The sequence below is a fragment of the Priestia sp. 179-F W1.4 NHS genome, assembly GCF_045369295.1.
GTDB classification, from domain to species: domain Bacteria; phylum Bacillota; class Bacilli; order Bacillales; family Bacillaceae_H; genus Priestia; species Priestia zanthoxyli.
Map to the genome: position 1 here is coordinate 1 of NZ_JBIQFF010000025.1, position 13,526 is coordinate 13,526.

At 32.2% G+C, this 13,526-nt stretch carries 16 protein-coding genes, 1 tRNA gene and 1 riboswitch; of the genes, 10 read left to right on the forward strand and 7 right to left on the reverse strand.

Annotation, left to right across the window (positions count from 1 at the left end; all coding sequences use genetic code 11):
• The 6 genes from ACH0CI_RS27145 (at position 1) to ACH0CI_RS27170 (ending at position 4,350) form a co-directional block, all read left to right on the forward strand.
• A tRNA-Glu gene (locus ACH0CI_RS27145) sits at positions 1-71 on the forward strand.
• A gap of 611 nt (positions 72-682) precedes the next feature.
• Positions 683-1,867: an Alp7A family actin-like protein gene (locus ACH0CI_RS27150; protein ID WP_335708066.1), complete on the forward strand. Its 1,185-nt coding sequence runs from the start codon at positions 683-685 to the stop codon at positions 1,865-1,867.
• A 17-nt stretch (positions 1,868-1,884) separates the two neighbouring features.
• On the forward strand, positions 1,885-2,262 hold the full coding sequence (locus tag ACH0CI_RS27155) for a hypothetical protein (RefSeq protein ID WP_335708067.1): 378 nt from the start codon (positions 1,885-1,887) through the stop codon (positions 2,260-2,262).
• A gap of 255 nt (positions 2,263-2,517) precedes the next feature.
• The gene (locus ACH0CI_RS27160; RefSeq protein WP_335708068.1) at positions 2,518-3,144 is read left to right on the forward strand and encodes a cell wall hydrolase; all 627 of its coding nucleotides are present in this window, start codon (positions 2,518-2,520) and stop codon (positions 3,142-3,144) included.
• Positions 3,145-3,444: 300 nt separating this feature from the next.
• Positions 3,445-3,981, forward strand: coding sequence for an RNA polymerase sigma factor (locus tag ACH0CI_RS27165; RefSeq protein WP_406902545.1), 537 nt, complete (start codon positions 3,445-3,447; stop codon positions 3,979-3,981).
• Between the two features lie 142 nt (positions 3,982-4,123).
• A riboswitch (cyclic di-GMP riboswitch) is annotated at positions 4,124-4,208 on the forward strand.
• 19 nt (positions 4,209-4,227) lie between these two features.
• The gene (locus tag ACH0CI_RS27170) at positions 4,228-4,350 is read left to right on the forward strand and encodes an anti-repressor SinI family protein (RefSeq protein ID WP_099000209.1); all 123 of its coding nucleotides are present in this window, start codon (positions 4,228-4,230) and stop codon (positions 4,348-4,350) included.
• 32 nt (positions 4,351-4,382) lie between these two features.
• Here ACH0CI_RS27170 and ACH0CI_RS27175 read toward each other — a convergent pair whose 3' ends face one another.
• Positions 4,383-4,520: an anti-repressor SinI family protein gene (locus ACH0CI_RS27175; RefSeq protein ID WP_099000210.1), complete on the reverse strand. Its 138-nt coding sequence runs from the start codon at positions 4,518-4,520 to the stop codon at positions 4,383-4,385.
• A 255-nt stretch (positions 4,521-4,775) separates the two neighbouring features.
• On the opposite strand from ACH0CI_RS27175, the gene ACH0CI_RS27180 reads away from it, so the two are divergent.
• Positions 4,776-5,468 carry a hypothetical protein gene (locus ACH0CI_RS27180; RefSeq protein ID WP_406902547.1) on the forward strand — a complete coding sequence of 231 codons (693 nt, stop codon included), beginning with the start codon at positions 4,776-4,778 and terminating at the stop codon, positions 5,466-5,468.
• A gap of 165 nt (positions 5,469-5,633) precedes the next feature.
• Here the strand turns inward: ACH0CI_RS27180 and ACH0CI_RS27185 are convergent, their stop codons facing one another.
• Together ACH0CI_RS27185 and ACH0CI_RS27190 are read right to left on the reverse strand one after the other, a co-directional pair.
• Positions 5,634-7,352, reverse strand: a complete 1,719-nt coding sequence (locus ACH0CI_RS27185) for a sensor domain-containing protein (RefSeq protein ID WP_406902548.1) — start codon at positions 7,350-7,352, stop codon at positions 5,634-5,636.
• A gap of 194 nt (positions 7,353-7,546) precedes the next feature.
• A complete protein-coding gene (locus ACH0CI_RS27190; protein ID WP_153251964.1) occupies positions 7,547-8,695 on the reverse strand; it encodes a tyrosine-type recombinase/integrase in 1,149 nt (382 codons plus the stop codon).
• 678 nt (positions 8,696-9,373) lie between these two features.
• Here ACH0CI_RS27190 and ACH0CI_RS27195 point away from each other — a divergent pair.
• Positions 9,374-9,505, forward strand: coding sequence for a hypothetical protein (locus tag ACH0CI_RS27195; RefSeq protein ID WP_406902550.1), 132 nt, complete (start codon positions 9,374-9,376; stop codon positions 9,503-9,505).
• A 234-nt stretch (positions 9,506-9,739) separates the two neighbouring features.
• On the opposite strand, the gene ACH0CI_RS27200 is transcribed toward ACH0CI_RS27195, so the two are convergent.
• Complete coding sequence (locus ACH0CI_RS27200; protein WP_335706913.1) at positions 9,740-9,931, reverse strand: hypothetical protein; 192 nt, start codon at positions 9,929-9,931, stop codon at positions 9,740-9,742.
• A gap of 234 nt (positions 9,932-10,165) precedes the next feature.
• On the opposite strand from ACH0CI_RS27200, the gene ACH0CI_RS27205 reads away from it, so the two are divergent.
• The gene (locus ACH0CI_RS27205; protein WP_335706914.1) at positions 10,166-10,393 is read left to right on the forward strand and encodes a hypothetical protein; all 228 of its coding nucleotides are present in this window, start codon (positions 10,166-10,168) and stop codon (positions 10,391-10,393) included.
• 102 nt (positions 10,394-10,495) lie between these two features.
• Here the strand turns inward: ACH0CI_RS27205 and ACH0CI_RS27210 are convergent, their stop codons facing one another.
• Positions 10,496-10,738: a hypothetical protein gene (locus ACH0CI_RS27210; RefSeq protein ID WP_406902551.1), complete on the reverse strand. Its 243-nt coding sequence runs from the start codon at positions 10,736-10,738 to the stop codon at positions 10,496-10,498.
• Between the two features lie 91 nt (positions 10,739-10,829).
• On the opposite strand from ACH0CI_RS27210, the gene ACH0CI_RS27215 reads away from it, so the two are divergent.
• A complete protein-coding gene (locus tag ACH0CI_RS27215; protein WP_406902552.1) occupies positions 10,830-11,441 on the forward strand; it encodes a M23 family metallopeptidase in 612 nt (203 codons plus the stop codon).
• A gap of 315 nt (positions 11,442-11,756) precedes the next feature.
• Here the strand turns inward: ACH0CI_RS27215 and ACH0CI_RS27220 are convergent, their stop codons facing one another.
• Positions 11,757-11,939: a Spo0E family sporulation regulatory protein-aspartic acid phosphatase gene (locus ACH0CI_RS27220; RefSeq protein ID WP_335706917.1), complete on the reverse strand. Its 183-nt coding sequence runs from the start codon at positions 11,937-11,939 to the stop codon at positions 11,757-11,759.
• An 818-nt stretch (positions 11,940-12,757) separates the two neighbouring features.
• Positions 12,758-13,168, reverse strand: coding sequence for a hypothetical protein (locus ACH0CI_RS27225; protein WP_406902553.1), 411 nt, complete (start codon positions 13,166-13,168; stop codon positions 12,758-12,760).
• Between the last annotated feature and the right edge of the window lie 358 nt (positions 13,169-13,526).

Genomic DNA, 13,526 nt, shown 5'->3' on the forward strand with positions numbered 1-13,526 from the left:
GCCCGTTGGTCAAGCGGTTAAGACACCGCCCTTTCACGGCGGTAACACGGGTTCGAATCCCGTACGGGTCATCAAAAGAGCAGTTTGCAAATGCAAACTGCTCTTTTATTTATGATGGATAAATGAAGAGTTTTATAGAAGAGACAATTTTTAATGAGACTAATAAGCTAAATCAAAAAAGACGTTTTAATCCATACATATGTGGTAAACAGATAGTACAGAGCCCAAATAAGATTTTTAGAGGCTACTGTGAAAGGTTAAATACTTAGATGAAGGGACTGATTCGATTTTTAAAGACGTAACAGCGACTTCAGCAGATGTATTACCCAAATTGATAAGTAGGTATTGTAATTTAACGAACGGCACTCTCGTTATGAATCGATATACGTGACGAAAGGGCCTCACAAGGGCAAATGAGAACGAGAATTATTTAGTTGTAAGAGACGGGAGCCTGTATCATTTTTGATGCAGGCTCTTATTATGTTGATGATATAACGTAAGATACATAAGGTGTTAAATCTCAATATTATTTGAGGGATTCATGTTCTACTTAATGTGAATAATTGTTGATATATGTAAGGTTTTGTAGATGAATAAGTTGGCCAGAGATATTGAATAATCACCTCGTATAGAGTACAATGAGTTGAATATAAGTTCAACTTAAAAGATGAGGTGTTTATAAATGAAAATTTCACGTTTTAATAAAGATTGCGGTAACTCTGTTGATATGAACATTATGGACGGATATCTATTCGATTTTCCAACGAATGTAGTTGAACTTCAAAAGGAAGCTGCAGACTCGTTTTTCACAGATGCTGTTACAGCTCCAGAAGAATTTAAGAAGCGTATTTTACTTTCTACAACCATTCATGGGGAAGAGAAAGAGCGTTATTTCTTAGTAGGAGACATTGCAGCTAGTCAATTGCTGGCTAATAATCATATTAATAAATTACATAATAAAATTACAAGTCACATTCCATACATCACTTTTTTAGCTGCGATAGCGTATTACTATGCGTTACATGCGAAAGATAAAAAAGACAAAAACATTGAAATTGGTTATTTTTCTACCATGCTACCAATCTGGCTCCTTAAGAAAGAGAGCACGTTTGGGGCAGCTCAAAAAGCCATGGCAAATCGTTTCTTAGGTGACCATTCGTTTACGGTGCATACACCTGGATTTGAAAATACGTTAAAAGTAGTAGTAGAAGAAAGTGCGTGCTTAAAAGAGGGAGAAAGTGCACGTTTTGCCTTAAAAAAAGACTTAACGCTTGAAGATCGTGAAGATGCGAATGAGTATGTGGAATGTGAAACAGTTATGGTGGACATTGGTGGTGGTTCCATTGATGTGGTTATTTTACCGGAAGGGTTGAAAGCTGCCAATAGTCGTGAGTCATTCCAAAGCATTGAAGGCATTCCTTATTTGGCGCATATTGATAAATTACGTAAAGAAAAATTCCTAGAGCTGTTTACAGACTTACGTGCCTTTGATCAATTTATTCTTGATAACTACAGCAAACAAAAGTTTGTATTGAAAAACGAAAACACAGGTGAATCCATTGATTTAACAAATACAATCAAGTCTTCTCTTCGAGAATATGTAGAGATTTTATTGGCTAAATTAAATGATGTTGCACCACCACCAGCAAATAAAGTACGTAAATATGTATACTGTGGTGGGGTAGCTCCTACTTTAGAAGTTGCTATCATGAATAGCATGCGTGACAAAATTGGAGAAGAACGTACGGAGAAGTATCATAAGGTTCCTCAAGATAGCCGCCATTTAAATTTATTTGGCTTAGAGATTCGTAGTATTGGTTACGTTCAAAAGAAGCAAGCAGCAGAGAAGAAAGCCGTTAAATCCTAACAACGTAGGTGATGGGGATGTCAGAGCGTCAAAATGCGTTTACGATTAAGACAAATCGATTGAGTGATGAAGTGTATAATCAACTAGCCACATATGCTAAATCGCGTAAATTAGGGGATTATATTTCATCTTTAATTCTACGTGATCTAGATGATTCATCTACTGGAAGAAAAGCAATGGAAAACACACGAACCTACGAAATGCTTGAACATATCAAGAATGAATTAGCTGATTTAAAAACATTAGCAAAAACAACAGGTTTTGTAGGAAGTGTCTCTTTCAAAGAAGAAGAGCCTTTAAAGGTTTCCAAAGTGAAAGAAGGAAAGATTGCCGATTTAGAAAATATATCTGGCTCATTAGACGATGATGACTTAGAAGAATATAACGATTTTTAAACAGTAAAGCCACTAGAAACATACTAGTGGTTTTTTCTATTTTTATTTAATAGGACTATTTACACTGGTTTAAATTCATGTTAGCGTTAAAATTAACCAATCGACTCCTAAATTCAGTAGACGTATTACCTAACTTTTATCCAAGGTCTATTTATCATTGAAATATAAAAAGTACTACGTAAAGCAGTACAAACAATTATACCTTATAGGATAAAGGCTGAGTTTTAATAATTATTTAAACAAAGGAGAAATTACATGCACTTTTTAAAGAAACTGAAAGTAGGATTTCTAGGCGTTTTCTTAGTAGGAACTCTATACATAGGATCTCCTGCATCCGCGTCTGTGTCGTTACAATCAACTAGTCATAAACAAGAAATAACTTCGCTGCAAACACAGCTAGTTAAGATGGGATATTTACACGTAAATCCAACTGGTCAGTATGGTTTATTGACTCAGCAAGCCGTTAAGAATTTTCAACATGATGTGGGGATCACGCAAGACGGGGTAGTCGGACCTGGTACATATGCAAAAATAAATAATGTAGAAAAAATGGCGCATGTGGTTTATGGCGAGGCGCGAGGTGAGGTCTATGAGGGGCAAGTAGCTGTAGCAGCTGTCATTCTGAACCGTGCTAAAAGTCCAGATTTTCCACAAAGTATACCTGGCGTTATTAGTCAACCAAATGCGTTTACAGCTTTAAATGACGGACAATACGCTTTGGCACCAAATCAATCTGCTTATAGAGCAGTAACGGATGCATTTAAAGGATGGGATCCTACCAATGGGGCTGTCTATTATTATAATCCTACAACTGCAACAAATAAATGGATATTTACACGCAAAGCATACAAAAGAATCGGTAGTCACGTTTTTGCTTATTAGTTTTAAATAGTTAGAGTACAAATGAAGTAATATATTTTTAGCTATTATATATTCGTATAATTGACTTACATAGGATATGCAGTCATTTATTATCTAGATGTTTTAAAGGTTTAATATAACTTTTATGGAAAAAACATGATATAATTGAGTTGCCATTCGATTTTAATACATCTTATACGTTTGAACCCTGACAAAAAGCTACCTCTTCTACTGATGAGGTAGCTTTTTATTTTGCTGTCATTAAGTTTTGTTCAGCATAGACAGCTTAAAAGAGAATTTAACTAGTTTGGATGATTGTAATTGGAGGAATTTGAATACGAGTTAACTATAAATAGCCTAGTAGAGCAATATCAAACACAACTTTTACATATAGCGTCAGCATATGTAAAAGACAGTCATGCGGCCGAAGACATTGTGCAGCAGGTCTGGATTAAGTACTATCAACTTCTGAAGCTAGAAGGTAAAGATAGTAAAAAATCAGCGTATGCATGGTTATATCGTGTTACTGTTAATCAGAGTATTGATTTTTTGAGAAGGGTGAAGAACAAACGAGTCATATCCTCTAACAATATAGAGATGACTCAATACTCACAAAACATTGATACTATATTATTGGAACAACATGTAATAGAAAGATTGGAAAATGAGGAACTTCTTAAAAGGATAGATATTTTACCTGAAAAGTATCAGCATGTTATTGTTTATTTTTATTTTAAAGACTTACCTTATAGTGAGATTGCTACTACCTTAAATATTAGTATGGGAACAGTCAAGGCGAGGCTTCATCGAGCAAAATTTTTACTGAGAAAGATGTATGTGAAGCAAGGTAGTAATTAGCTCGATATTTGTTTCGTTTTTACAATGCTCTTTTTTATTAGATATCAACAGTGTATGTAGGGTGTAGAAAAAATAAATGACGATACTTTTTTTGACAAAATCCGACAACCATTATATAGTAAAATAATTGTAAATTTACATATTGAGATAAAGGCAAACTAGTTGAAAAGCTAGGACGCAAAGCTACAGGTCTAAGGTCTAAGGGCTATGGCAGCTGAGCCCCCTGAATATCTGGAGGTAATTCTTATGGACAGTAAAGGACAATTAGTAGTACAAGAACTAAATCAAGAGTGGATTGAACTTATAAAGGAAGCTAAGGAATTAGAATTGACCATTGAAGAAATTAGGAAATTCCTAGAGAGTAAATAGATACAATGACCATAAACAACATTAATCATTCATTAATGTTGTTTATGGTTATTTAATTCTTGAGATCTTCTATTTAAAAACTCTTTAAATTCCTCTTGAGTAATGTCTGAATTCATCGCTTCTTTGACTAAATCTAGCCATTCCTGGGGAAGGGTAGTTAAATTATTCACTGTAATATTCCTCCTCTACAACTTGTCCTATTATAAAGTAAATTACTTTTCAATATAACCCATAAAGTAAAAATTATTACTTTTAACCTATTATTTAATAATATATGATATTTTTGGAATAAATACAGTTATTTAGTTTATGGAAAACCAAAATTTTAATGACCTAGCTAAGCCAATAAAGACGTAAGCAATGAATGGTAAGCAGATTCAAGGTTGACCTTTAATTATGGAAGTAAAACTGAAAGGATTTTATTAGTGAAAAAGGACGAATCACTTACAAAATACTTAATAATTGATAATATGGGGAGGATAAAGATACCACCTCTGTTTTTAAAGAATGCTAATATCCATCCATCTTCTAAAATACAATTCTTCAACTATAAAACCTTTTTTGTTATGAGACAGGTTAAATTTTTACCGGTACGGTTGGAGAAAAAAGCAGCAAAAAATTTGACTAGATCTATCAACGAATTAGGCTGTATTGTAATTCCAAAGATGCTTCGCGAAATACATGATATAAATTTACACGAGGAAATAGAAGTGAAAGTCATTAATACGAGCATTGTTTTAAAGAAGAAAAAAGAGGAAAATAAACCTACAGGTCTAATAAGGGAACCTTTAGAACCTGAACTGAATAAGTTATCTTTACTTGAAATTAAAGAAGGGAGGGTAAAACTCCCTTCTTCTGTGCTCAAATCTCTCGATTTAGAAGAACATATACAATTACAGTTCTTCATCAAAGGGAATAATACTATTGTCGCAAAAAAACACAAGTATGAATTTCCTACAGAAGGAATTCTTTTGTTTACAGGGCAATCACGGGTAATAAAGAAAGATAAATACTTAAACATTCCTAAAAAGCTCAGAGATTATTTAAACATTTATAATGGCGATACCTTGGAAATTACAACATTAGGAGATCAATTAATTATAAAAAAAGCTCTTTAGAAAATTTAAACACGTCATTGTATAAGATATTCTTATTAAAATTAAAAAAGTAATTGCAGTTTAATTAGGTAACTGCAATTACTTATTCATGTTGTTATAGAATTATTTATCAGTCTTGGAAAAAGAACTCTCAGCATCTGTTTTACCGATACGTAATAATTTTTTCTATGAGGTTAAAATATTATACATCTTCTCAGGTAGTTGAGGTTCATAAAATATGAAACCTTGGCCTACTTGACAGCCTTTCTCTATTATAAATTGTAACTGTTCTTCGGTTTCAATTCCTTCTACGACTATATTCAAGCCCAATTTTTCCCCCATTTGAATAATTGTTTCCACGAGGACTTTTCCTATTTGATCCAAATCATCAATAAATGATTTATCAATTTTTAACGTATTAATTGGTAAATATCTGAGGTGGCTCAGAGAGGAATAACACGTTCCAAAATCATCCATGGCTACTTTAATCCCTAAGTTTTGGAGAGGTATCAGGACTTCTTTTAAATCTTGGTTGTATTGGATTACGTTTTCCGTAATTTCAATTTCAAGAAAAGATGGATTAAGTCCTGTTTTTTTCAAGATATCTTCCACATCTTTTACAAATTCCGGTGATTTCAATTGAATAGGCGATACATTTACGCCAATTTTGGTAACCCTAGAATACATATCCGTCCATGTTTTCATTTGATTGCATGCCTGTTCTAATACCCAGTTTCCAACTGGTACAACCAATCCTAGCTCTTCTAAAATAGGTAAAAATTCATCGGGATAGACAATACCATACTTCACACTATTCCAACGAATAAGCGCTTCTACTCCTATTACTTCAAAGGTTTTTAAATCAACAAGTGGTTGATAAACTAGTTGAAATTCATTTCTTTCTAGTGCGTATCTCAACTCATTTTCCATACTAACAGCTTTGAATAGTTCTTTATTTGATGCATGTGAACTTATTTCGTATGTGTTTCGTCCATTTCGTTTTGCTATATACATAGCCATATCTGCTTGTTTAATTAGTTCATCTATTAGTTCACCAATGTTCTCTGGAATAACATGTTCCTTACATTCCTTTGAAAATACGCTGATACCAATGCTTGTAGAAACAAGAAATTTATGGCCACCTATGTAGAATGGAAGAGACACCTCTTTTATAATTTTTTCAGTCGTTTTTTTTATTTCATCAATCGTTTTCAACGTGTGTAGTACTAGGATAAACTCGTCTCCTCCATGTCTTGAAATAAAATCAGCAGATGATATACAATTCTTTAATCTATCTGCTACCCTTTTAAGCAAGACATCTCCAAGGTGATGGCCAAACGTATCATTAATAGATTTAAAGCGATCTAAATCTAGAAATAAGAAGGCTGTCAATTGTGCTGACTTTTTATCCAAGAGTAAATTTTTCAACTGCTTATTCAACCAGTAACGATTAGGCAAATTGGTTAAGTGATCATAATAAGCCAGTTGCTTAATCTTTTCTTCATAAGCTTTTCGTTTTGTAATATCATTACGAATAGATACGTACTGATACGGATGACCTTCTTCATCTAAGAAAGGAACAATAGTTGTATCTACCCAGTAGTATGAGCCGTCTTTTGCTTTACTCTTTACCTCTCCATGCCATACGTTGCCTGACTGAATAGTTTTCCATAAATTTTTCAAAAACATTTCTGAATGATAATTTGAATTGACAATACGATGATTTTGGCCGAGGAGTTCATGCCTTTCGTATTTGGAAGTTTCGCAGTACTTATCGTTTACGTGGTTTATAAATCCCTTATTATCTGTGATAGCTACAATAGATGACTCATTTAATGCAAATTCAATATCATTTAATTTTTTTAGGGTTTCTTTAAACTTACTTTCAAAATGTTTATCTTTCATAACCTATGCACTCCTCTTCAGGTGTAATTATAAACAAAGCCCACGAAGGCATGCTAAAGAGGAATTGTGGGTTTTGCATAAAAATTAATTCATTAAATATAAAATGTTTATTTCTTCAGTATGGTTTAATGGATCAAAGTCAAATTCAATATGATGAGCATACTGAACTGCAGAGGCTTTCACATGTATTTTAATTAGAAATCTTGCTCCTTCCATAAGAGTCCAATTTCTTGCTCTCTTTGCAAAACCTTCTCCAGATAACGTTCGGTGGTCTTACGATCGCTGTGACCTAGTTCTTTTTGAATTAGAAAGATGTCTGCTCCCTGCTGCCGACTATAAATTGCATAAAAATGACGGAAGTAATGAGGCGTAATTTTGTCATTCCGTTCTTTTATAAAAGGTAATTCTGTTCGTTCGATAATACGCACAATATAATTACTTAGGTTTTTATATTGATAATAGTCTCCATTTTTAGTTGGAAATAACGGACTTTGATCACTTGAATTTAATGCTATACTGACATGACGTCGTTCTCGAAAAGCAAGAATGCGTTCATATAGCGATGGATGAAGTAACTTATCAAATTTCTTTCCTCCCTTCCCTACTCCTCTTAGGCGATAGTGACCACTTAAACTGTCTAGATATACATCTCCCCAGGAAGCTTTAGCTATTTCTTGTACACGCAATCCTGTCATTGCTAACATCGTTAATAATCCATAATTAATGGGATGATTTTTATAATAGTCTAGGATTTGCTTAACTTCATGGTAATACAAATCACGGTTAGGAATTTCTTGTTCAGATAATGATGTGCTTAAGATTTCTTTGTGTAATGGTTGCTGTATGTACTTCGTTTCATATAACCATTTCATAAAACTCTTTAAAATCGTCATTTTCGCGTCTAAAGTTGCAGGTGAATAAGGTTTTCCCCCCTTACCTAGCAGTGAGGTACTTAAATGCGTCTGATAGTTTCGAATATGCCACGGACGCAGGTTTTTTAAAATAGTCTCTTCTATATAGTTGTCTACATCTTGGCGTAGGAACCATTCACTTTCTAACGCGTATTGATAAAACTGCAGCAAAATCCGTACGTATTCGGTCTTGGTATTTTCTTTTCGCTCTCGGTCCTTTCGAATATGCTTTCGTTTGTGGACATAGTAGTACATCATTTCTTCATCCGTAAAACCACTGAACATATCTTCGTTTTTTCGCTGGTGATGCTCATTCCTCTCTTCTAAGGCGTCATAATACGTGCTATCTAGCATCAATGAGACAACCTTATTAAAACCCCCTTTTCTTTCACTTATTTCTGTGCCTATATGTACTAGTGAGAAATCTTGCATAAAACCTCTCCTTTCGTAAGACATGTCTTCTCATTTATAGAATTTACTTGTTTTGAAGTGCCTCCTTCTCTAAGTAAAAGTTAAGTTTGTATTTATATGTACATAGATGATAAAGAACCTTTAAAACGTAATGATGGTGTTACTAATAATATTTAAAATACTAATCATCTGAATTAAATATCTAATAATTTTATAATTAAATACTTTTAAAGTTATTTATTAAATTTGTTACTTATTGATTGTAACAAATTTAAAAGTAAAAATGTAAACTTACTTTCTATAAATTTAGTATAACTTTTATATAGTTTGTAGAAAAACCAATAATTTGTCGTCACTAAGAGTAAATGATAAAACCTTATTAATAAATAAAATAATTTAACATTTACTTAACGAACAATAAAACGTATTTAAGGTTATTTTCTATAAATGTAGTTAATGACAACATTTGTTTTTAAAGGTATATGTATATGAATCTACAAATTTGGTTAGACTGCTAACGTATTCCCCCTATTCCGATAAATTTGAAAAACCTTTGCCTATATGGCAAAGGTTTCTTTTTTAAAAAATATTCCTTTTATTGGTTGTTAATCTAGGAAAAAGGGAATTAAATACATTAATAGCATTCAAAGGAGATATACATTTGTGGAAAATAATGGTTAATATACTGGATCGCTGTTCGTGAGGGAATTAGAACGTTTAAAAGAAGAATATATTCAATTTGATCTTGACGATATGAAAGTAATGATGAAAGAAGACATTTTACTGCTAGAAAAAGCAGTGGATATGTTGTGTAGGAATAAAGTGTCTTAAATTGAGCAAACTACTCAAGATGCTGAGAAGTATCTCCAATCTAAAAGCTCATTAACCTACAGAAAAACTCCCTACGGAAATAGGGGGTCTTTCTGCTTTTCAATTTTATATGTTTTCTATTTTTAGTTACCATAATGTTTTTTTAGGAAGAGATAAAGCAATATAATAATATTTAGGTTGCTTTGCCATTAGTCCTTTAACTGTCTGTTGAAGACACTCACCAACTGTACATGTTTAATGCCTGGATATTAACTCACTCATCAATCTATTTAGGGAAATGTCTATTATGTCATGTTCTGTATATCCTTTTATAAGATGGAGATTCCTTGTTTCTTTTTTTATTAACAACTTTCTAATCTCATCACATAAGTGAATTTGAGAATCTAAAAGCCTTATTACTTGTACATCTTCCAGTTGTTTAGACATCCAACCAACCCCTTTATGACTTTAAAAGAGACTATTCTCCTTTAAAAAAGAAAAATCCTTTATTTTTGTAAACGTTTCCTAATATGTGGAATCTATAATATAAGTAAAAGAATAGTTTTGACATAAGGGTATTTTTCTTCCTATTAGTATGTTAGGGTGGGGGGAAGAACAAATAAATTATTTGGTCTCTTTGTACCTGAAGTTTCCTCATAATAGGAAGGGGTACATCTATTTATGAACATAACTGAAATTAAGAAAATGCTTCGTACTCTCATTCAATATGAAGACAGTACTATTACCCATGTTGTACCTGGATTAATTGAACTGATTTATTCTAAAGGAACTCAAAGTTTTCAATTGACCACACTTGTTGATGGAAATATGTCACCGTATAACGATATAGATAGTGCTTCAGAAGCTTTATATATAATCTTAAACCCTATAAAAGAAGAAGGCCTTTAATAAGGCCTTCTTCTTTTATAGGATTCACAAAATTAATTAACATAAAACGGATTCCAAGAACCTAAAAACTTCTTTAAGCTACACAGGATAAAGGAGTTTTAATTACCTATAATTACTTTCTACAATTGGCCCCAAATCATCTAAATCTTGACTAATATTTAAGATAATTAAGTAATGCCATTCTGCTTTACGTTTTCCTAAATTCACTACTTGATGAACTTCCACATAATCATTTTCATATTCTTTAGCTGCTTCACATATTTCCTGCAACCTATTTCCAAGCTCTGTGTTATCCCAATTCTTCACTGTCAACTCAATGTAAGACTGGTATTTTTTTAAATTCATAGCTGATCCCCCTTGCTAAAAATAAGGTTATATTTTCATTTATATGGTAATATAAAAAATACTTAGTTTAGTTACATTATTTGTTTTTTCTATGGGGATAGCTTTACCAACGTTTGCAGAGGCTGCTTCTCAAAAGTTAATTCAACCAATTAATAATGCACGAATTACAGCTGGATACCTCAATACAAAATACCAACAAAAGTTTGGATTCAAACATTATGGTTGGGATTTAGTTTCGGTGACAAGTAACCGTACAGTGTGGGCAAGTGGTAAAGGTAAAGTTTTAGCTACTGGATACGATGGTATTTTAGGTAATACGATTATAGTAAAATATCCTCAAGCATACATTCATAGCACAAAATCGACCAAAGATATTGTAATTCGTTATAACCATCTTGCATCAATAAAAGTAGCAAAAGGTCAAAGCGTTACAAAAGATACGTCCTTAGGTGTTTACGGAAACACGGGGAAGTATTCTACAGGAGCACACTTACATTTTGAAATTGACACAGATACTGTAAATTATCAATACTCTCCAACTTTAGGTTCAAGTTCTAATATTATCAAAGCAGGTACAGCTAGCACAGTGCTTTCACCGAAAAGTGTTTTATACACTAAGAACTCTGCACCAGATAATCAACAAATTTGGATTTTAGGTGATGGCTATCAATCATCAACTGAAGATAATTTACCTATCTTTTAGTAGAAGTTCGTTTTTAGACTGTCTTATTTGAGACAGTCTTTTGTGTTCAAGCCATTGATCCAAATCTAGAAGGGCAGATATATCTTGATTTAGACCATTTAAACCTAACCGTTTTTATACATTGTTGAAGATTTAACGTTTTTTAAATAGCTGAGAGTGAGTTAGTACATACGATAAGCACTTTCTATACTATTTCTTACAGTGGGACAGATAGTATTTATTGTGTTTTATCTTTAGTTATGGGGTTACCTCAAAAAACAATCTTTTTCTTATGACAGATTGAGGTTGTGTTTATTTTTTATATGGAAATACACACTAATCAGCTGCAGTGATTTTTTCTAGTTGGTTTAGCAATCGATCGATGAATTGACTAATTACGATGGTGTTCCTACTCGTAAATCCTTCTTCCAAACCTATCTGTATCATAAGTTCTCTTCCTGCTTCTATATCTACAATCAAAGCCTTCTTTAAATTATTGTTATATTCATATGTTTGCAATTATCTAATCACCTATTTCTCTGAGTTGTTTCTTTTTTATTTAACGATAACTAGATTTTCATTATATAACAACATTTTTTCCTGTTAAACCCAATTAAAATCCTAAAATACCTTTTTCAGGGTCTGAATAGCTCATTTTTTATACCTAATACATGTTACAATACGTTTTGTAGATGCGAATAAAAATTCCATTTCTTATTTCATAGGCAAGAAAAGTCCTCATTATTTGAGGGCTTTTCTTGTTTTTAAACTGATGATAGGCAAAGAATCAGAAAGACATTTAGAGAACGCTGCTAAAGTAATAACTATAAGAAAACAATAGTTTTATGTTTTTTTTACATGAATTTTCTCTTTCTGGAGCATACTATTCAAGATGCAATAGAGCATTGTCAACATAACATCTATATTTCAACGACTAGGAAGATTACTGTGCAGGGTCCAGTGTTTTTTTTACTTTCATAATTGAATATATTTTTATAATTTGAGCAAACTATTAGAGATACTTCAAGGTATCTCCAATCTAGAATCTATATCCTTAAAAGGAACAGCTCTTTTTGCAAGGGCTGTTTCTTTTGTCAGAAATACGTATTACTGTGGAAAAAGATATCAAAAAAATATACATATCAAATCATAACTAGAGCAAACTATTCATGATGTATAAAATCATCACGACTAATTTCTAAATTAAATGACGAAAAAACCTGTTAGCTTGTCAGGCACGAACAGGTTTTTTTGTTTGTATCTCTGATTATTTATAAACGTTTAGTTAACATAAAACATGATTTGGGAACGCTCCAGAATAGTGTTTTAATTATTTATTAAATAGGAACGACTTGAAAACTTTTACTATCATCAAAGTCTGTTCCTGCAAGCCATTTCTTATCTCCTCTATAGATATATCCCAAATATATATCTTTAGTTACTCCATACTTCTGAAATTTAAATAAATCTACTCCTCTATCTTTTATATACCATTCAGTTGCATTTTCTTTTGTGTCAAGATATATCCATTCATTTGATGCTAAGGTTAAATAGTTATAATTAGCCCAATTGTTGCCACTAACACGAATTTTACAAGTATAATCTTTTGTAGCAGGCTCAAAATGAACTGTAACTCCAGCATTACTAGTTTCTCTTAGATAGTCATAATTTGAATAAACCTCAGTTCCTAACCCTTTTCCTGAATGAATATCGACCATACGATATGATTTATTTGGATCAAAGTACATTTTTTCACTCTCTCCCTTAGTCACACTCTATTTTTAACAAAAAATAACATAATATGTTTTTTTTGCTATATATATTTAGTTTACAATAAACTTCCTAATATAAAAAATGTATATTATATACATTTTTAGTTAACATAATGTGCGTTCTAGGAAGAGTGAACGATTCAAAATACTAATTTTCACTTGTTAGTCTTTTGAATATGTTAAAAAACGGTAATACACTTAATAAAAAGGTGTGATTTTTATCAAGCTTTTACGTATTACCATAATAGCTTGTAGAAGTCAAGTCGAATTTTACACTTTTTGCTTATTTGCTTTTTACACTTCTGCTGAAAATACACTTTTTCGATGTTTCATT